The sequence below is a fragment of the Frankia canadensis genome, from assembly GCF_900197875.1.
Lineage (GTDB): Bacteria > Actinomycetota > Actinomycetes > Frankiales > Frankiaceae > Frankia > Frankia canadensis.
The window spans coordinates 1-18,932 of the sequence record NZ_FZMO01000038.1; the positions used below are offsets into that span (position 1 = coordinate 1).

The 18,932-nt window shown below is 72.7% G+C and carries 12 protein-coding genes; 4 read left to right on the forward strand and 8 right to left on the reverse strand.

Going from position 1 to position 18,932, the window contains the following annotated elements; genetic code table 11:
* Positions 1-416, reverse strand: a 416-nt coding sequence (locus C1A33_RS04895) for a GDP-mannose 4,6-dehydratase (RefSeq protein ID WP_115537920.1), incomplete at its 3' end; no start/stop codon positions are given.
* Between the two features lie 63 nt (positions 417-479).
* Complete coding sequence (locus tag C1A33_RS04900) at positions 480-2,492, reverse strand: acyltransferase family protein (RefSeq protein WP_243407203.1); 2,013 nt, start codon at positions 2,490-2,492, stop codon at positions 480-482.
* A 555-nt stretch (positions 2,493-3,047) separates the two neighbouring features.
* Between C1A33_RS04900 and C1A33_RS04905 the strand changes: the two genes are divergently transcribed.
* The 3 genes from C1A33_RS04905 to rpsA all read left to right on the forward strand — a co-directional run bounded on the left by C1A33_RS04905 (position 3,048) and on the right by rpsA (position 8,740).
* Positions 3,048-4,730 carry an ArnT family glycosyltransferase gene (locus tag C1A33_RS04905; RefSeq protein WP_341477186.1) on the forward strand — a complete coding sequence of 561 codons (1,683 nt, stop codon included), beginning with the start codon at positions 3,048-3,050 and terminating at the stop codon, positions 4,728-4,730.
* A gap of 91 nt (positions 4,731-4,821) precedes the next feature.
* The gene (locus C1A33_RS04910; protein WP_101830334.1) at positions 4,822-6,690 is read left to right on the forward strand and encodes an acyltransferase; all 1,869 of its coding nucleotides are present in this window, start codon (positions 4,822-4,824) and stop codon (positions 6,688-6,690) included.
* Between the two features lie 568 nt (positions 6,691-7,258).
* On the forward strand, positions 7,259-8,740 hold the full coding sequence (gene rpsA, locus C1A33_RS04915) for a 30S ribosomal protein S1 (RefSeq protein ID WP_101830335.1): 1,482 nt from the start codon (positions 7,259-7,261) through the stop codon (positions 8,738-8,740).
* A 99-nt stretch (positions 8,741-8,839) separates the two neighbouring features.
* Here rpsA and C1A33_RS04920 read toward each other — a convergent pair whose 3' ends face one another.
* Positions 8,840-9,022 (reverse strand): Trm112 family protein, encoded by a 183-nt coding sequence (locus C1A33_RS04920; protein WP_101830336.1) that lies wholly within the window; start codon positions 9,020-9,022, stop codon positions 8,840-8,842.
* A 219-nt stretch (positions 9,023-9,241) separates the two neighbouring features.
* On the opposite strand from C1A33_RS04920, the gene C1A33_RS04925 reads away from it, so the two are divergent.
* Entirely contained in the window at positions 9,242-9,778 is a 537-nt protein-coding gene (locus tag C1A33_RS04925; protein WP_101830337.1) for a glutathione peroxidase, read from the forward strand.
* A gap of 80 nt (positions 9,779-9,858) precedes the next feature.
* On the opposite strand, the gene lysS is transcribed toward C1A33_RS04925, so the two are convergent.
* The 5 genes from lysS to C1A33_RS36240 all read right to left on the reverse strand — a co-directional run.
* Entirely contained in the window at positions 9,859-11,679 is a 1,821-nt protein-coding gene (gene lysS, locus C1A33_RS04930; RefSeq protein WP_101830338.1) for a lysine--tRNA ligase, read from the reverse strand.
* Positions 11,680-11,837: 158 nt separating this feature from the next.
* A complete protein-coding gene (locus C1A33_RS04935) occupies positions 11,838-12,830 on the reverse strand; it encodes a glycoside hydrolase family 26 protein (protein WP_101830339.1) in 993 nt (330 codons plus the stop codon).
* A gap of 26 nt (positions 12,831-12,856) precedes the next feature.
* Positions 12,857-13,879 carry a hypothetical protein gene (locus C1A33_RS04945; protein WP_243407204.1) on the reverse strand — a complete coding sequence of 341 codons (1,023 nt, stop codon included), beginning with the start codon at positions 13,877-13,879 and terminating at the stop codon, positions 12,857-12,859.
* Positions 13,880-13,985: 106 nt separating this feature from the next.
* Positions 13,986-16,640, reverse strand: coding sequence for an MATE family efflux transporter (locus tag C1A33_RS04950; RefSeq protein WP_243407205.1), 2,655 nt, complete (start codon positions 16,638-16,640; stop codon positions 13,986-13,988).
* A 458-nt stretch (positions 16,641-17,098) separates the two neighbouring features.
* Positions 17,099-18,932 (reverse strand): ABC transporter ATP-binding protein/permease (locus tag C1A33_RS36240; RefSeq protein ID WP_243407206.1); only part of this gene is annotated, 1,834 nt, incomplete at its 5' end.

Here is an 18,932-nt window from a genome sequence, read left to right on the forward strand (position 1 = left end):
TGCGGCGTCTCCCGCACCTTCCCGAACATCTCCGACGACGACGCCTGATAGAACCGCACCCGCGACATGTCGTTCCCACCCGCGATCCGCAACGCCTCCAACAGCCGCAACACCCCCATCCCCGTCGTCTCCCCCGTCAGCTCCGCCTGCTTCCACGACAACCCCACAAACGAGATCGCCCCCAGGTTGTACACCTCATCCGGCTGCGAGATCTCCACCGCGCCGATCAACGACGACAGATCCGTCAGATCCCCCTCCAACAACACCACACCCGGCACCACCCGCTCCACCACCGCCACCTTCGGGTTCGACTGCCCCCGAACCAGCCCGAACACCTCATAGCCCTTCGCGGTCAACAACTCACCCAGATACAACCCGTCCTGACCGGTAATCCCGGTAATCAGCGCACGCGGCACGTCGATCCTCCTGTAGACCACCCGGTACTGTGCGAAAGGTTAGCGTCAGGTAAACCGGGACGGTCAGCCGGGTCCCGCCGCCACCGCCGGCGCATCCGTGGGGGTACTCTGCGCGGTCGCCCGCGCGATCTGGACAAGCTGCGGAATGATCGCCTCGCCGACCAGCCGGGCGCCGCCATTGGAGATGTGCACCCCGTCGTCGTCGCGCAGCCGGACGCCGTCGATCTCGTCGACGTACTTGTTGCCGGGCGTGAGAATGGCGGCGAGGTCGATCACGGTCGTTCCCGGGTGACGCGCGGCGGCCAGGCGCAGCAGCTGGTTGAAGCGGATCGCACGTGCGGGCTTCGTCTCCGGGTAGATGCTGCCGTCCGAGGCCTCGGTCGGCTTGAAGATCGGCGCGGTCAGCAGCACGACCTTCGCGCCCCCGGCGCCGAGCGTGGTGATGGCGAGGTCGAGCTCGCGGCCCAGGTAGGCGTCGAAGTCGGGCTCGCCGACGTGGCTCCACCGCCCGTTGCGCAGCTGGTCCACGATCTCCCACCGGCCGACGAGCAGCATCGCCACCGATGGATGGACCTTGTTCACGCTGTCCGTGAACCGCTGCGGCCACTGCTCGCAGCCGTCGGTGGGCCGGATCACCTCGCCCCCGACGCGCCGCTGCATCCCGCGCGCGACACCGCAGCCCAGCTTGGAGTAGTCATGGATCTCCAGGCCCTGGGTGGCGGCCATCCTCGAGAAGTCGCTGAAACCGAGGGTGAGCGCGACCGAGTCGCCGCCGAGGATCACCTTCGTCGGCGCCCCCGTGCCGGGCCCCCCGGCCGCCGCCGGCTGCGGGGAGCTCGCCGCCCGCTGCGCCAGCGCCTCCAGCTGGGCCGGGGTGCGCACCGAGCCGCCGGCGCCGGTCGTGGCCACCAGGATCACCGCGAGCACGCCGCCGAGCGCCGCCGGCACCGTCAACCGGGGCTTGGGCAGCCGGATGCGACCCCGCCGGATCGGGTTCTCCACCAGGTGGAACGATGCGAGGGTGACGGCCAGCGTCGCCCCTAGCCGCAGCAGCAACAGCACCGGGCCGTTCGTGCCGGTCCGGGTGGCCGTCAGCGTGAGGAAGACCGGCCAGTGCCACAGGTAGAGGCCGTAGGAGATCGTGCCGATGAACGTGAACGGCCGCAGCGCCAGGAAGCGGGCGACCGGTCCCTTCGGCGACTCGACGAGCGATGCGACGAGCAGCATCACCAGGATGGCCACCCCGAGGAAACCGCCGAGGTACAGCGGTCGGCTCTGGCCGCTCACCGTCGTCCAGATCACCAGCAGCGCCACCGCCGACAGGCAGCCGAGAACCGACAGGACCGACCGGGCCCGCGCCGAGATCGGGTGCGTCCGCTGGCCCCGCCACACCGCCAGCGCCGCGCCGACCAGCAGCGCCTGGGACCGGCTGTCCGTGCCGTAGTAGATCCGCGACGGGTCGGTGCCGGTCAGCAGCAACGCGCCGCCGACCAGCGCGGACGTGAGCGCGCCGAGCACGGCGATGGTCAGCGCCAGCGACTGGGCCTTCTGGCGCTGACGACGCCACCGCGCCACCGTGCGGGCGCTGTGCCGCATCAGCAGGAACACGATCAGCGGCCACAGGACGTAGAACTGCTCCTCGACCGACAGCGACCAGGTGTGCAGCAGCGGCGACGGCGCGGCGAAGTGGTTGAAGTAGCTCTGGTCGGACAGCGCGAAGCGCCAGTTCGCCACGTAGAGCAGCGTCGAGAGCGCGTCGAGGCGCAGGGTTCCGACGTCGCCCGGGGCGGCGATCCAACGCGCGTACGCGGCCACGCCGACCAGCAGGACCAGCAGCGCCGGCATCAGCCGGCGGGACCGGCGGATCCAGAAACTCCTCAGGTCGATGCGCCGGGTGTTGCGGTACTCGGTGATCAGCAGGCCGGTGATGAGGAACCCGGACAGCACGAAGAACGTGTCGACGCCGAGCAGGCCGCCCGGCATCCACGAGACTCCGGCGTGGTACGCGATGACGGCCATGACGGCGAACGCGCGCAGCCCGTCGAGCGCGGGGGAGTGCCCCAGCGGGGCGAGCACGGGCCCGGTGGCGTCGAGGTCGTCCTCCGGCCTGGCGGCACGCGGACCGGGTCGCCGCTCCCCGGGAGCACGGCCCCGCTCGCGTCCGCCGTCTCGCTCGCGGCCTTCGCCCCAATCCAGGGAGTCGACGCGCTCCGGGGGGTGGTCCAGCCCATGGCGGCGGTCCCGCTCGTGGCGGCCGGCGGTCGACGCGCGGCGGGACCGGTCGACGCCGCGCGTGGCGATCGGAGTGGTGTCGGCTGGCGACTCGCCGCCCGCGCGCCGCGGCCGGTCACCTGACGCGAGCGGGACGGTGTCGGCGTCGTTGCTGGTCAGCCTGGTCCCTCCTCGTCGTCTGCGGACGGCGTCGCCTCAGTCAACCCCTCCGGCGGCCACAGCCGGAGGGATCCGCCTTCCTCGGGCCCGCGCCACGCGCGGCTGGCTCCGATCGCGTGCGGACACCCGACCGGCAAGGCTAATCGCAGCGCCTGCGGGCCGTGCACGCGCGGTGTGTCTGTACCTATACCGAGGGACGTCCGTAGTGTCGTGGATACGGCACCTTGATACTTTCCGCCCGTGTCAGAGTTCGCGGGGGGGTACCTACGTACCGTGGGGCCGGGACCGGCGTCATCGGGGGAGCGTGCGCCCGCGTCCGGCGGGCTCATCGCGGTGGCCGGCCATGGCCGCGGCCGGCTCACGAACACGCGCGAATGGCACTTCTGGCTCATCGGACTGTGCCTGGTTGGCCTGAGCGTGCGGCTCTGTTACCTGTTCGGGTGGCTCCACCCCGCGGCCGTCCAGGGTGACCCGCTCTACTACCACGAGGCCGCGAACCTGTTCGCCCGCGGCCGCGGCTGGCCGGACCCCTACATGCTGGACGTGTCCGGACGGTACGTGCCGGACGCGCAGCACCCGCCGCTGACCAGCGCGCTGCTGGCGATCCCGTCGCTGCTCGGCCTCACCGGCTTCCTGGCCCACCAGGTGTTCTGCTGCCTGCTCGGGGTCGGCTCGATCGCGCTGGTGGCGTACGCCGGCCGGCGCATCGCCGGGCCCGCGACGGGACTCGTCGCCGCCGGCATCGCCGCCGTCTACCCCGGCATGTGGCTCAACGACCCCCTGGTCATGTCCGAGACCCCCGGGATCCTGACCTGTTCGTGGATCATCCTGGCCGCCTACCAGTTCGCCGACCGGCCCCGGGCCCGCGCGGCCGCCTGGCTGGGGCTGGCGCTCGCCGCCGTGATGCTCGCCCGCGCGGAGCTGGCCCTGCTCGCGCTGGTACTCGTCGTCCCGCTGGTCGCCCTGGCCCGGGGCGTCGGCTGGCGGCGGCGGATCGGTCTGCTGGCCCTCGCCGCGGCGACCTGCGTGCTGGCCGTCGCGCCGTGGTCCGCCTACAACCTCGACCGCTTCCGCGAACCCGAGTACCTGTCCACCGGCCTCGGCACGACTTTGGCGGTGACCCACTGCCCGGCCACCTACTCGGGTCGGTACCTGGGCTGGTGGTCGTTCGCCTGCGTACAGGCGCTGCCGGAGCCGCCCGAGGAGCGCTCCGAGCGGGACGCGTTCTACCGCGAGGCGGCCTACGACTACATTCGCGCGCATTCCGACCGCCTGCCCGTCGTGGCCGCGGCCCGCCTCGGTCGCACCTGGGGTGTCTTCCGGCCGTGGCAGCAGATCCAGTTCGACCGGATCGAGCTGCGCCCGGCCAGCCTGAGCAAGGCGGGAATGATCACGTTGTGGGTGCTGGAGCCACTCGCGATCGCCGGCGCGGTCGTGCTGCGCCGCCGCCGCGTGCCGGTGCTTCCGCTGCTCGCCGTGCCGATCACGCTGAGCCTGGCGACGGTGGTCGTCTATGGCACGACCCGGTTCCGGGCCGCGGCCGAGCCGGCTCTGGTCCTGCTCGCCGCCGTCGCCCTCGCCGCCGCCGCGGGCGCGATCCGCGTCGCCGTCGCCGGCCGGTCCGGTGCCGCTCCGGCACAGGCGTTCGAGCCGGCCGGGGTTGCCGAGCCGGCCGGGGTTGCCGAGCCGGCCGGGGCGGTCGAGCGGGCGGCGGCTGTCGAGCCGGCAGGGACCGAGCGGGCGCGGGACGAGGAGCCGGCAGGGGCCGAGCGGGCAGGGGCCGAGCCGGCGCCGGTCGTCAAGCCGCCCGAGGTCACGGAGTCGGCGCGGGGCGCTGGGACGTCGCGGGACGAGAAGGCGGCGAAGGTGGGCGAATCGCCTCCGCGGGCCCGCCGGTCGGGGGAGCCGAAACCGGAGAAATAGCCGGGATGGCCGGGGCGACGGCCGCCGGCGGGCGGCCGCGCTGGTACCTTTCCACCGTGCCGGACAATGCGAATCCTCGGGTGCCCGGCCGGTGACGGACCACCTGCTGTCCCGATCGGTCGCGGTCCCCGCGGAAGCGCCCGCCGACGCCGCCGGTTCGAGCCCGATTCCCGATCCCCGACGCCCGGCCGTCCGGCGTCCGCCCAAGGTCGTTTTCCCGGGATTCGACGGGCTGCGGGCCATCGCCGCGCTCATGGTCGTCGTCGTCCACTCGGCGTTTCCGGCCGGGTTCACGATGAAAAGCGACCAGCTGGGTCCCTACATCGCCCGGGCCGAGGCCGGCGTGGCGGTGTTCTTCCTCATCTCGGGGTTCCTGCTCTACCGCCCGTTCGTCGCCGCCCGGCTGGCTGGCGTGGAGGGCGCGGCGGTTCCCGGGTACCTGGTCCGGCGGTTCATGCGGATCGTCCCGCTCTACTGGCTGGCGCTGGTCGTCAGCCTGACCGTCGTCAACAGCGCCCAGGCCGGCGTGCACGGTGTCGCCGGGGCGTTCCAGACCGCCCTGTTCCTACAGGGATATCAGGCCCGATGGGCCCTGCAGGGCCTCACCCAGGCCTGGACGCTCGACATCGAGGTGGCGTTCTACCTCGCCGTTCCGGTCTACGCCTGGCTGCTCGGCCGCCGCCGCCGCGAGCCGGCCGCGCAGGTGCGCGTGGAACTCGCCGTGCTGGCGGTGACGTTCCTCGCGGCGAAGGCGCTGCACTACCTGGTCATTCCGAGCGATCAGACCTGGCTGAGCGGCTGGAACGTGTGGCTGCCCGTCTGGTGGGACCTGTTCGCCATGGGCATGGCCCTCGCGGTGGTCTCCTCCTGGTACGCCCACCACGGCAGGCAGCCCCGCTGGTCGCGGCTGCCGGGGTCGGGCACGGCCTGCTGGGCGGTTGCCGCGGTGTTCTACTGGGTGGCGACCTGGCACGCGAACCTGCCGCTGATACCGATCTTCACCCCGGACCGGGCGCAGGACATGAGCCGGCACCTGTTCTACGGCCTGTTCGCCTTCTTCCTGCTGCTGCCGGCGGTATTCGGTCCGCAGGACCGGGGGTTCGTCCGCCGGCTGCTCGCCTGCCGGCCGCTGGCCTTCCTCGGCACGATCTCGTACGGCATCTACCTGTGGCACACCGCCGCCATCGATCTTGTGCTGGAGCGCGGCGGATGGCAGATGTTCAAGGTCCCCTACCCGCCGTTCCTGGCGATCGTTCTGGGGCTGACGATCACCGTCGCCACGATCACCCACTATCTCGTCGAAAAGCCCTGTATCCGGATTTCCCGCGGATGGGCGCGCCGGGCGGACGCCCTGGTGGCCCGCCGGCGCGGCCGTGGGGCGGCCGGGGGCGGCCGCGACGGACTGCCGTTCGGGGTGATGCCCGGGGGCGGGCACGTGACCGTGGTGGCGGAGACGACCGCCCCGTTGCCGTCCCAGGGCCTGCCGGCATCCCGGGAGTCGTCACCGTCCCGCCGGCCGCTGCCGTCGCTCGGATCGACGCGGCCCTGGGAAAGTCCGCCGTCGCCGGGGCCGCTTCCGGCCCAGAGCGCTGACGTGCCGGCGGACACGCCGACGATGCCGCTGTCGACCGGTCCTGGCCGCGACGCGGTGGGCCCCGGGGATCAGCAGTCCCACAACGGCTACCCCACCCGGGGTGGCTGGGTGCCGCCGCGGCCGCCCGGTGGCTGGGCCTCGGCGCCCGGTGCGCCCCCGCTGCCCGCCACCCCGGGCCCCGAGGACACCGCCCGGGTGACGCGCCCGCGAGCGGCCGAGGGCGGGGCGCCGGGCACGCTCGCCGCGCCGCGCCGTGGATCCACCGCCGGTGGCCGGATCGGTCTCGGCGGCCCGGCGGACGGCGCCGCGCGGCCGGGGCGGCCCGAGCGGCCGGGCGAGGCTGGGCGGCCGGGCGAGGCCGAGTGACCGGAGCGGGAGTCCGTCCCGGCTCCGCGTTCCCGTCGGACCGCCTGCCCTCCATCTGATTCCGCCAGGGGCACGCCGAGGCCTGGTACCGCGATGGCTCGGCCGCGCCCGCCAGGTCGAGGCACGGGCCGATATGTCGGCTTCCAGATTGACAATTCGGCGATCGGGCCGTGCTGTGCGGGCATGTCCGGGTGCGGCGTGGCCGCGGGTCCGCGGGCGGCCCGATGGGCGAGGCACCGCGTGGACCACCTCGGCGGGTGTGTCAGGCGGACGCGTGGGGTTACGGCGACCGTCCATAGCTACATATGGCCGTCTTGTGTCTGCGCAGAGTGACCGTCGAGGCGGGTCGTGCGCGTCGGAGCGCCGACTCCCGTTGACCACTCCGGACACCCATCCCTAGACTTGGGTCTGTGCACGAGGGTCCGTGGGTCTCAGACCGAGCGGATCCACTCGAGCGTCGTTATCGGTTCTGACAGTTTCTTCGTTTCCCGCGTTGTATCTGTCCCTCGGTCCCGGCGGTTCGATCCGGCCCTCGCGCGGACGACCACCCCTAGTCGGAGCCGACCCCTTGACGAGCACCACCGACGTACGACCCGTGGAGACCGTGACCACCGCGCACAGCCCGACCACACCACAGGTAGCGGTCAACGACATCGGCTCGGCCGAAGACTTCCTCGCGGCAGTCGACAAGACGATCAAGTTCTTCAACGATGGCGACATCGTCGACGGCATCATCGTCAAGGTTGATCGCGACGAGGTGCTGCTCGACATCGGTTACAAGACCGAGGGCGTGATCCCGTCCCGCGAGCTGTCGATCAAGCACGATGTCGACCCGCACGAGGTCGTGAGTGTCGGCGACCACGTCGAGGCCCTTGTCCTCCAGAAGGAGGACAAAGAAGGCCGCCTGATCCTGTCCAAGAAGCGCGCCCAGTACGAGCGCGCCTGGGGCACGATCGAGAAGCTCAAGGACGAGGACGGGGTCGTCACCGGCACCGTCATCGAGGTCGTCAAGGGTGGTCTCATCCTCGACATCGGCCTGCGTGGCTTCCTGCCGGCTTCCCTCGTGGAGATGCGCCGAGTCCGCGACCTGCAGCCCTACGTGGGCCGAGAGCTCGAAGCGAAGATCATCGAGCTCGACAAGAACCGCAACAACGTCGTGCTCTCGCGGCGTGCCTGGCTCGAGCAGACCCAGAGCGAGGTCCGCTCCGAGTTCCTGGCGCAGCTGGCCAAGGGCCAGATCCGCAAGGGCGTCGTCAGCTCCATCGTCAACTTCGGTGCCTTCGTGGACCTGGGTGGCGTCGACGGGCTGGTGCACGTCTCGGAGCTGTCCTGGAAGCACATCGACCACCCGTCCGAGGTGGTCGAGGTCGGCCAGGAGGTCACCGTCGAGGTTCTCGACGTCGACCTCGACCGCGAGCGGGTCTCCCTGTCGCTGAAGGCGACGCAGGAGGACCCGTGGCGCCAGTTCGCCCGCACCCACGCCATCGGCCAGGTCGTTCCCGGCCGGGTCACCAAGCTGGTGCCGTTCGGTGCGTTCGTCCGGGTGGACGAGGGCATCGAGGGTCTGGTGCACATCTCCGAGCTCGCCGAGCGGCACGTGGAGATTCCCGAGCAGGTCGTGAACGTCGGTGACGAGATCCTGGTCAAGGTGATCGACATCGACCTCGACCGGCGCCGGATCAGCCTGTCGCTCAAGCAGGCGAACGAGGTGGCCGGGCTGGCCGTCGACGGCGAGGCCTTCGACCCGAGCCAGTACGGCATGGAAGCCAAGTACGACGAGCAGGGCAACTACGTCTACCCCGAGGGCTTCGACTCGGAGACCGGCGAGTGGCTGCCGGGCTTCGAGGAGCAGCAGGCGGAGTGGGAGCGGCAGTACGCCGAGGCCCAGACCCGGTTCGAGGCCCACCAGGCCCAGATCCGTGCCGCCCAGGAGGCCGACGCCGCCGCCGCGGCACCGTCCTCCTACACCTCCGCCCAGTCCGACCAGGCCCCCTCGGCGATCGACGAGGAAGCTCTGCGCCGGCTGCGGGAGCAGTTCGGCCGGGAGTAGCCGACCGGTTCGACCGTTGCGCGGGGCCCGAGGAGCGATCCTCGGGCCCCGTCGCATGTCCGGCCCGGCTCCGGTTGGCTGGTCGCCGAGAGGGTGGGCTCAGCGGCCCGAGCGGGCCTGCGCCGCGTCGACGTGATCCGGCCGCAGCAGGATCGGCACGTCGTCGCGGACCTCGTAGCGGTGGCCGAGGCGCGGGTTCACCAGCCATCCGTCGACCAGTTCCAGCGGGCCCTTGTCGACGGGGCAGGCAATGATCTTCAGCAGGTCCGGTTCGATGCTCATCTGGGTGCGGTTCCTGTTCGCTCGTCCCGCGGCGGTGCCAGGTCGGCCCGCCATGGGCGGTCACGGATACGTCGGTACCCCATGAGCATCCCAGACCCCGTTTTACGTCACCGGGATGGTGATTTAAAAGGGTGTGTGGGGTAGCGTCGGGCATGTTGGGCGGCCGGACGAGCCGGCCGCGACATCCCGGACCATCCGCATCTGAGAGTCAGGTTCACCGTGACTGTTCATGACTTCACCGTGGAAGCCGCCGACGGCAGCGACCGTTCGCTGGGCGACTACGCCGGCCAGACGCTGCTGATCGTCAACGTCGCCAGCAAGTGCGGCCTGACGCCGCAGTACGAGGGGCTCGAAGCGCTCTACCAGGAGCTGCATGGCCGTGGCCTGGAGATCCTCGGCTTCCCCTGCAACCAGTTCGGCGGCCAGGAGCCGGGCACCAACGAGGAGATCCAGAGCTTCTGCTCGACGAACTACAACGTCACGTTCCCGGTCCTGAACAAGGTCGAGGTCAACGGCTCGGGAGCCGCGCCGCTCTACCAGTACCTGCGCTCCGAGGCACCGGGCGACTTCGGTCCGGACGCCGGCTTCCTCTACGAGCACATCCAGAAGAGCCGCCCCGAGGCGATCGGCACCGATGAGGTCAAGTGGAACTTCACCAAGTTCCTCGTCGACGGGGCGGGCAACGTCGTGCGCCGCTACGAGCCGACCGTCACCCCTGAGGAGATCCGCAAGGACCTCGACGCCGCGCTGGCCTGAGCGCGGTCCGCAGGCCGCCGGTGCCCGTCCCCGACCATGTGTCGCGGGGTCGGGCGCCGGCCGTCAGCCAGCCCCGCCGGTCAGCCAGCCCTGCCGGTCAGCAGGGTGCGGATCCGCTCGGGGCCGACGGCGAGCAGCAGCGTGGGCAGCCGCGGGCCGGTGTCCCGGCCCACCAGCAGCTGGTAGACGAGCACGAAGAAGGCTCGCTGTGCCTGCTTGAGCTCGGCCGTGGGCGGTGCGTCGGCGGGTAGCCCGCGCAGGAGCTTCGGCACCGCGTAGGTAAGCGCTGTCAGTCCGTCCAGCGACCAGTCCTGGTCAAGTCCGTCGACGAGGATCTCCAGCGCCTTCGCCTCGTCGGCGCCGAGGGACGCGAGCGTTGCCCGGTCCGGCTCGGTCCGCACGATGGTCCGCGCCTCGGCCGGGACATGTTCACGGGTCCAGGCCCGGGCGCAGTCCAGCCGGGGCCGCAGGTCGGCGAGGTCGAACGGTGCCGTGTCGGCTGAGCCCGCGGGGCCGGTGGCGCGGGCCTGGCGCAGGATCCGCAGGATCTGGGTCGGGTCGTCGGCGGTGATGTCGCAGATCGACGACAGCAGCCGGAACGGGAACACCGTGCGCGGCGCGTCGACCGGGCCGCGAGCCGCGGTCGCACGGGAGCGGTCCAGCACCGCGGCCTCCGCCGGCTCCACGCCACCCTCGGCGGCGCGGCGGTTCAGCGCGTCCCACTCGTCATAGACACGCAACACCTCCGGCCCGAAATCGACGGTGATCGCCTGGTTCGGCCGGCGTCGGGCGTAGATCCACCGCACGATCGCCGGTTCGAGGATCTGCAGCGCGTCCGCCGGGGTCGGAGCCCCGCCGGCGGAGCCGGACAGCTTCGCCCGCCCGCGCACGCCGACGAACGAGTACGGCAGGTACACCGGCGCCTCGCCGTCGAACACCTCCCGCACGATGCTCCCGCCGACCGTGAAGCTGGAGCCGGGGGAGGAGTGATCCACCCCGCCGGCCTCGAACGACACGTTCTCGAAGGCCCAGCGCATCGGCCAGTCGACCTTCCACACCAGCTTCCCGGTCGCCGGGCCGCGGATGTCGAACCGCCCGTGGTTGGCGCAGGAGTGGCAGGTGTAGTCGCCCTGCCCGGACGCGCCGTCGAACGCGGCGACGGCTGTCGTGTCGCGGCCGCAGACGTCGCAGTACGGGCGGAACGGGAAGTACCCGACCGCCGACGCGGACTCCTCGTCCTCTGCGGCCCCCTCGTCGGCGGCGACGTCGACATCCGCCCCGGCGGCCGGGTCGGCGTCCGCGGCGCCGCGACCAGCCCGGCCCCCACGCCCGGCCTTCCCGCCGCCGCCGGCCTTCCCGCCGCCGGCGGCGCCGACCCCACCGCCGGCGCCGCCGGTGCTGTCAGTGTCGCCGGGCGCCGGTGCGAGGGTGCGGTAGCGGCCGAGGATGGCGTCGATGGTGCCGGCGGCGGCGACCGCGCGGGCGATGCCGTCCGCGTAGGCGCCCGCGCGGTACATCTCGGTCTGGCTGATCTCCCGGACCTCGATGCCGAGGCGGCCCAGCGCCGCGCGGAACGGCGCCTTGAACCGCTCGGCCCAGTTCGGGAACTCGCCCCACGGGTCGGGGACCGCGCTCAGCGGCCGGCCGACGTGCTCGGCGAAGTCGGCGGGCACGCCGGCGGGCACCTTGCGCAGCCGGTCGTAGTCGTCCCAGGACAGGATGTGCTCGCAGGGGACCCCGCGGGACCGGATCTCCTCGGCGACCAGGTGCGGGACGAGGATCTCCCGCAGATTGCCGAGGTGGATGGGCCCCGACGGACTGATGCCGGACGCGCAGACGACCGTGCCGTCGCCCGGGCGCCGAGCCGCTCGTTCGATCGCGTCATCCGCGGCCCTGGTCATCCAGTCCTGGCGATCCACCACAGCCCCACCCACATTTCCGCCGTCGAACTCTTGACACCAACCCTAACGGTCCGAACGAACCCCCCGGCGGGCGCGGGCGTCACCGGCCGACGCCGTCCGCCGGCGTCCCGGGCGGCACCGGGCCCGGTGCCGCGGGGTCACTGCGCGCCGAAGAGCTTCAGGTAGCGTTTGGACGCCTTCGGGTTGAGGCTCGGCTGGTACAGCGACGAGCGGACGTTCTCCGGCTCGGCGTTGTTGTAGTAGGCCTCGTAGGCGAGATCCTTCGCGTTGGCGGCGAACGTCTCGTACATCTTGTGGATGTAGAACGGGTTGTCCCCGCCGCCGCCGTTCGAGCGGACGAGGCCCCACTCCGGAACCGCGAACTTCTTGCCGTGCGCACGGGCGAACTGGATGACCGTGCACAGCCCGGAACGCATGTGGCACTGCCGGTTCCAGGTCGTCTCGCTGGCGGATGCGGGGAAGTGGTCGTAGGAGTCGATGCTGACGATGTCGACGTACTCGTCGCCGGGATAGGCGTCCCACACGTCCCGCCCGCTGCCGGGCAGCGTGTCGTTGTGGGCGTTCATGTTCCAGTCGATTTTCACGCCGGGCGCGGTGGAACGCAGCGCGGTGACCTCCCGGCGGAAGCACGCCTTCCAGGCCTCGGGGTCGCGCACGTGCCAGTACATGTAGCCGCCGTTGAACTCCCAGCCGAGCCGGATGTAGGCGTCGGCCCGGCCGTGCTTCGTCAGGGTGGTGCCGAACGTCCGCCAGTAGTCATCGTAGGCGCCGGTGGCACAGGTGGCCTCGTTGCCGTCCGGCGGGTACAGCGGCTGCGCGATCGACAGCTCGCCGGGGAACCTGTCCCGGGGGAACGCGGACGCCGGCCAGTCCGCCGAGACCATGCTTGCCCAGTCCTTGCGGACGGTGAAGACGACCGCGAGACCGACCTTGTTGCCGGTGAAGGTGCCCCAGGCGTTGACGGCGTCGGGATAGTTGCCGTTCGCACCCGACACCCAGCGCACCCCGGCCGGGCTCGGGTCGGTGTCGTTCGAGGAACCGGAGCACGCGCCCAGCCCGGCGGCCAGCAGGCCGAGGACCAGCACGACCGTGAGGATCGCGGGCCGTGGCCGGCGCGGCCGGCGACCCACTGCGAACAGCGATGCTTGGAGACCACTCACGCGGCTGACGGGCGGTGCGGTGTCGGACTGGCCGTGGTCATCCCGGACGCGATGGCGGGCATGGTCGGCGTGAGGGGCGCGGCGCTCGGCGCGGGCTCCGGCGCCCGGCGCGCGGGCAGCGGCTCCTCGCGCTCGCGCAGCCACTGCGCGACGGCCTCGGCCTCGGCCGGCCAGTCGTGGCCGGGGACGAGCGCGCCACCAAGCTCCATGTGGGTGGCCAGCGACGGCTCCGGAACGATCATGGTCCGCCGGCGCCGCTCGGGGCGGGCCAGCGCCACGGCGTTCAGCGAGGCGCGCAGGCCGGTCAGCGCGGCGCGGCGGGCGATGCGGCCGGCGGCTGTCGGCGGCTGCTCCCGCGGCGGCTCCCCGCCGAGGTCCGCCAGCCGGAAGGGCTGCATGCCCTGCAGGGTCAGGCAGGTCGCCCGGTCGAACGCGCCGCCGACGAAGGGGATCGAGCGCAGCAGCCGCTCGTCCTGCACCAGCGTGCCGACGCGTACGCCGAACGTGCTGGTCGTGGTGGCGGCGCGGACCCAGGGGACGCCGTCGACGAGAGGGACACCGCTCGGACTGCCGTCGCTTTGCTCGACCTGGGGGCGGCGTCGGGTCGACGCCTCGGTGAAGCGCACCGTGCTGTACAGGGTGAAATACTCGGCGTCGGGTCGGGCCGCGGCTGCGGAGACAAGCGCCGACAGGGAGCGCTCTGTGTACAGATAGTCGTCTTCGGCCAGCCACACCAGATCGTCGGGCGCCCACCGCCGCAGCCGGGGCATGCGCAGCACGTGTCGATAGGACGAGCGGTTGCTGCCACAGGTGACCTGGACGACCTCGCCCGCCGCCGACATCAGGGACAGCCGATCCGCCGGGATCGAGCCATCGTTGACGAAGACGATCCGTGTCGGGATGCCGACCCTTTCCACGGCGCGCAGGAGGGACGCGAGCGCGAGCTGCTTGCTGTAGAAGGACGGCCGGTTCTTCGAGTTCTCGGAACCAACCGAGCGATACAGGATGCGCAGAATCATCTCAACTCCCCCGCCCCGAGCGGGCGGCATTCACAGGAACGGTCTTGACGCCGGTCGAGATCCTACATATACCTTGCGCCGTCGCCGGTGCTGCCGCGCCCGGGCGTCACGACGCTCCCGGCCCGGCAGCCGACACGTCGCCCACCTTCTCGGTCATCTCGCTGTCGGCCTGCGCCGGATCCTCCGCGGCGGCGCCGGCCTCCCGCTCGGCCTCACGGGCGGCGGAGGCTACCAGCAGGAACCAGAACGGCACGGTGATCCAGAACGCGGCGATGTAGCCGACGACGGCGCCGGTCGCACCGCCGAGTTCCAATCCCACCACCGGATAGACAAGCAGCTGCGGGGCGAGGATGAGGTTCGCGCGGAATGTCAGCTTGGCCTTGCCCAGAGCGTAGAGCATGCAGGCCGGCCCCACGGTGGCGGCCGGTCCGGCCTGCTGCACGATGGACAGCGCGAGCAGATGGTGGGTCTGCTCCCAGGTGTCGTCGAGCAGCGCGTGGCCGATGCTCGGCGGCAGGACCAGGAAGATCGTTCCCCAGGCCACGCCGACGCCGACGATCACGCCGGACAGCGCGTAGGCGGCGCGCAGCCGAGCCCGTGCCGTCATGTCCGTGCGGCGGGAGAACTCCGGGATCGCCCAGCTGACGATGCCTACGGCGAGGATCGTCGTCGGCCCGAGCAGGGTCTGCACGCCGCGCAGCGCGCCGACGAGGTCGATCGCTCCCACCGTGCCGAGCAGCAGCGTGGACGCCTGCTGGGCACCCTGCACGGTCAGGTACTCGGCGCTCATGTAGCCGTTGATGTCGCGGTGCTCCGCGAGCCAGGCGCGCACCTGCCCGGTAGCCGGGGTGTACCCGGCCTGGTAGATGCCGAGCACCGCCGCGACCGCGGCCGCGCCGCCCCAGGCGAGCAGCATCGCCCACGAGGTCGTCACGTCGCGGACGATCAGCGCGAAGATCGCCGCGAACTGGACGACGGCCCAGACGCCGTCGTTGATCGCGGCGGCGGCCGGTCTGCCCTCGGCGAAGAACACCTGCCGCCAGGCGTCCTGCAACAGCAGCGCCGGGAACACCAGCCCCATCGCCACGAGCGACTTCCCGACCGCCCCACCCACGCCGAGCCCGACGACCAGCGTCACCACGCCGGACAGCAGCCCGATCACGAAGGCGGTGCCGGTCCCCGCCGCGCCCGCCGCGCGGAAGACCCGCGGGGAGGCATCCGCGAACTTGATGCCCAGCGGCGAGGTGCCCGCCGCCTTCGAGAAGCCGATCATCAGCGAGAAGATCGCGAACGCGATGCCGAAGGCACCGAATTCCGACGTGCTGCTGACGCTGTTGGCGATCACGAACGACATCACGGCGTTCGTGCCGCTGGAGAGCACCTGGTCGACCAGCGTCCAGATGGCTCGCGACCGGGACGAGCCGTGGGTGGTCCGCTCGACGCGGTGCCGCCCGCCGGCGCCGATCTCCTCGCTGAGGTCGGCCAGGCCGTAGTCGGCCGGCTCGGTGGCCGACGCGCCGCCCGTGGGGGCGCCGCCGCCGTGCCCGCGCGCACCACCGGCCAGGCGGTCGCCACGGCCGGGCGCCGCCGTCTCCGGTCGGATGAGGCTGCCGAGGAAGAACTCGCCGGTCATCGTCCCGGACATCGGGATCAGGCCCTCGGCCGTCGGCGCGTGCGGCACCCGGAAGCTCTCCGCGCCGGGCACCCGCCGGCTGCGCAGACCTCGGATGATCTGGGTGCGCTCGTGGTCGAACGGCTCCACCCGGCGCGATGGCTCACCGCCCGGCCGCCCATCGCGGGCGGGACCGGCGAGGCGCGCGTCCGCCTCCCGAGCGCGGCCCACGCCCCGGGAACCACCACCGTCGAGACCGCCCCCGGCGCCACCGCCGTCACGGCCGGCGGGGCGCGGGACGTCGTCGTGGCCCGCGCCACCGCGCGCGTCCGGTCGCAGTGTGTCGTCGCGGCGGGGATCACCCCGGCGGATGGTGGCCGTGCTGTCCCAGCCCGCCTGTTCCCAGGCCCGCGCCGGCCCGTGTTCGCGGCGCGGATCACGGACCTGGCCGTACCCGAACTGGCTGCCGTGGCCGTACCCGTGCCCCTGGCGATGGGCGCCGTCGGCGTCCGCCTCCCGGTCACGCGCCCATCCCGTGTCGCGGGCGAAATGCTCCGGCGGGTCGGCCTGCCGGCCGTACTCGGAGTCCTCGCCGCGGTTGCGACGGCGCTGATCCCGTCGGGCGGCCGCGTGCAACGCCGGGTCCAGCGCGGGAGCGGGATCCGGGGATGCCGCGGACCGCGGCCCCGTTCCCGGCCCAGGCCCCGTTCCCGGCGTCGGGCGGTCGCCGCGCGCGGGGGGCCGCGGCGGTCCGGGTTCCTGGCTGTCGCCGCCCGTGGCGGCGGGGCGCGGTGGCGGGTCGGCGGGGCCGGTTTCGGCCGCCATGGGCATGCCGAGACGGCGGCGCAGCTCGGCGAGTTCGGCCGTGGTGGCGATGCCCGCCGCTCCCGGCCGGGTGGATCGCGTCGCGCCGGGCTGCGAAGGTGGCGCCGCCGCCGCCGCCGCCTGGGCCTGGGCCTGGGCCTGGGCCTGGGGCGCTGGCTGGGCGCGCGCGTCCGGGGCGGCGGGCACGCTCGCCTCCGGCGGCCGGGTCCGCGACCTGGCCTGGGAGCGCGGCTCGGCTGGCGGGGTGGGCGCGGTCGACGGGGAACGGTGGGGAGCGTCGCGCCGCGGGTTGGTCTGGGCGGGGGCCTGATCGGCCTCGGTCACCGGCGGCTGCCCTGGGGGGCGCCGACGCGGCGGCCGGTCGCGAGGGTCGTCATCGGACGGGAATCCGTGGGCGGACTCATCCATCCACCGCCGACCGTCCTCTCCATGCCGTCTCCGTCATTGGTCCTCGGCCGACCCGTCCGCCGGGAATGGCCGGCCCTCACCGGGCGTGCCCGGGCTGCGTCCGATCCGCCGACGCTGACGTGGCGGCAGACATGTCGATGGTAGCCCGATGCGGGTGACGCGTCTGGGCCGGCCGTGGCGGGTGTGCTTCATCCAACCGCCCCCGGTGGCCGACGGTTGCCCAGGCCGGGCCGGTGGCGCCGAGGGCGCGCCGCACCCCGTTCCCCCTTCGAGATGTGCGCCACCCCGTGCCGGGATGACGGGCTGATCGTAACAACCACGGCGTTCGCGCCGGTGGCCGGGCATACGCGCTCCCGCGGCGCGCGCGGGGCTGATCAGGGGTGGCGGCGGCGGAGCGTGACCGCGGCGAGGCTGAGAGCGGCAAGTGTGCAGCCGATCACAATCACGAGGTCCCGGACCAGCAGGCGGTCGATGGCGTCCGACTCCGTCAGCCGGCCCATCGCGTCCACCACGTAGGTCATCGGCATGACAACGCTCAGCCGGTCGAGCGCGGGCAGCATGTCCTGGCGGGGGACGAGGGTGCCGCAGAGCATGAACTGGGGGATGAGCGCGGCCGGGATGAGCTGGACCGCCTCGAACTCGGTCCGGGCGAAGGCGCTCATCCACAGGCCGAGCGCCGTGCCGAGGAACGAACTCAGGATCGCCGCGACGAAGAGCATCGACGCGGAGCCCTGCACGGTGAGCCCGAGCGCGGCGACGGTCAGCGCCGTGGCCAGCGCGGCCTGCACCGCCGCGACGACCGCGAACGCCAGCCCATAGCCGACGAGCAGGTCCCCACGGCCGACCGGAGTGGTGAGCAGCCGCTCGAGCGTCCCGGAGGTGCGCTCGCGCAGCATGGCGACGGACGTCACGAAGAACATCGTCATCAGCGGGAAGACACCGAGCAGCGCCGCCCCCGCCCGGTCGAAGGTGTCCGGCGAGCGGTGGAAGAGCAGTCGCAGCGTCAGCAGCAGCACCGGCGGAAGCACCAGGACCAGGGCGATGGTCCGCCGGTCGCGGCCGAGCTGGCGCAGCACCCGGCCGGCCGTGGCCCGCGTGCGCAGCGTGCTGACCGGCCGCCGGGGCGGGCAGGGCGCGACCCCTGGGGGATGGCCCGCGCCGCGTCGCGCCGCCCGGCCCGCGTCGCGCCCCCGCCCGCGACGACCGCCAGCCCCGATCCCGCCACGGCGGCCGTCGTCGTCCGCCACGTCGTCGGCCACGTCGTCGGCCACATCGTCGGTGCCGGCCAGGTCGTCGGTGCCGGCGACGTCGTCAATGCCGGCGACGTCGTCAATGCTGGCGACGTCGTCAATGCTGGCGACGTCGGCCGTGACGGGGTGGGATTGGCCCGGCGGACCGTCCTCGGCTGCCTGCGGGCGCCCTGCGGGGTGCGGGTGACCCGTGGTGTGGGGGCGAGCCGTGGTGCGGGGGCGAGCCGTGGCATCGTCGAGAGAGACGACGGGTGACGGGCGGCGGGGGTTCTCGACGAGGCGGAGGAATCCTTCCTCCAGGTCGCCGCAGTCGGTCGTGGCGAGCAGCTGGGCCGGGCTCCCCTCGGCGAGCAGCCGTCCCTGGTAGAGCAGCAGCAGCCGGTCGCAGCGGTTGGCCTCGTCCATCACGTGCGAGCTGACCAGGATGGTCATGCCACCACGGGCCAGCATCCGGAAGTCCGCCCACAGGCTCCGGCGCAGCAGCGGGTCGGCCCCGACGGTCGGCTCGTCGAGGACGAGCACGTCGGTCCCGCTGATCATCGCCGCGGCGAGGGACACCCGGGACCGCTGGCCGCCGGAGAGACGCTCCACCAGCATCGAGGCCTGCTCGGTCAGCCCGACGTGGGCGAGCAGCGATTCCAGGTAGCCGGGCGCCCAGGTCGGGTCGCCGGGATCGCCGGCCCGGACGACCTCGATGAAGTAGCGCAGGTTCTCGCGAACGGTCAGATCCCCGTACACCGAGGCGGCCTGGGTCGCATAGCCGACCCGCCGGCGCAGGCAGTCGTCGCCCGCCGTGTAGCCGAGGACCCGCAGCTCCCCGTCGACCCCGCTCTGCACGCCCACGATCGACCGCAGCAGCGTCGTCTTGCCGCAGCCACTCGGCCCGATCACCCCGGTGACGCTGCCGCGTCGCACCTGGAACGAGATCCCGTGGAGGACCTCCCGCCCGCCGTTCTCG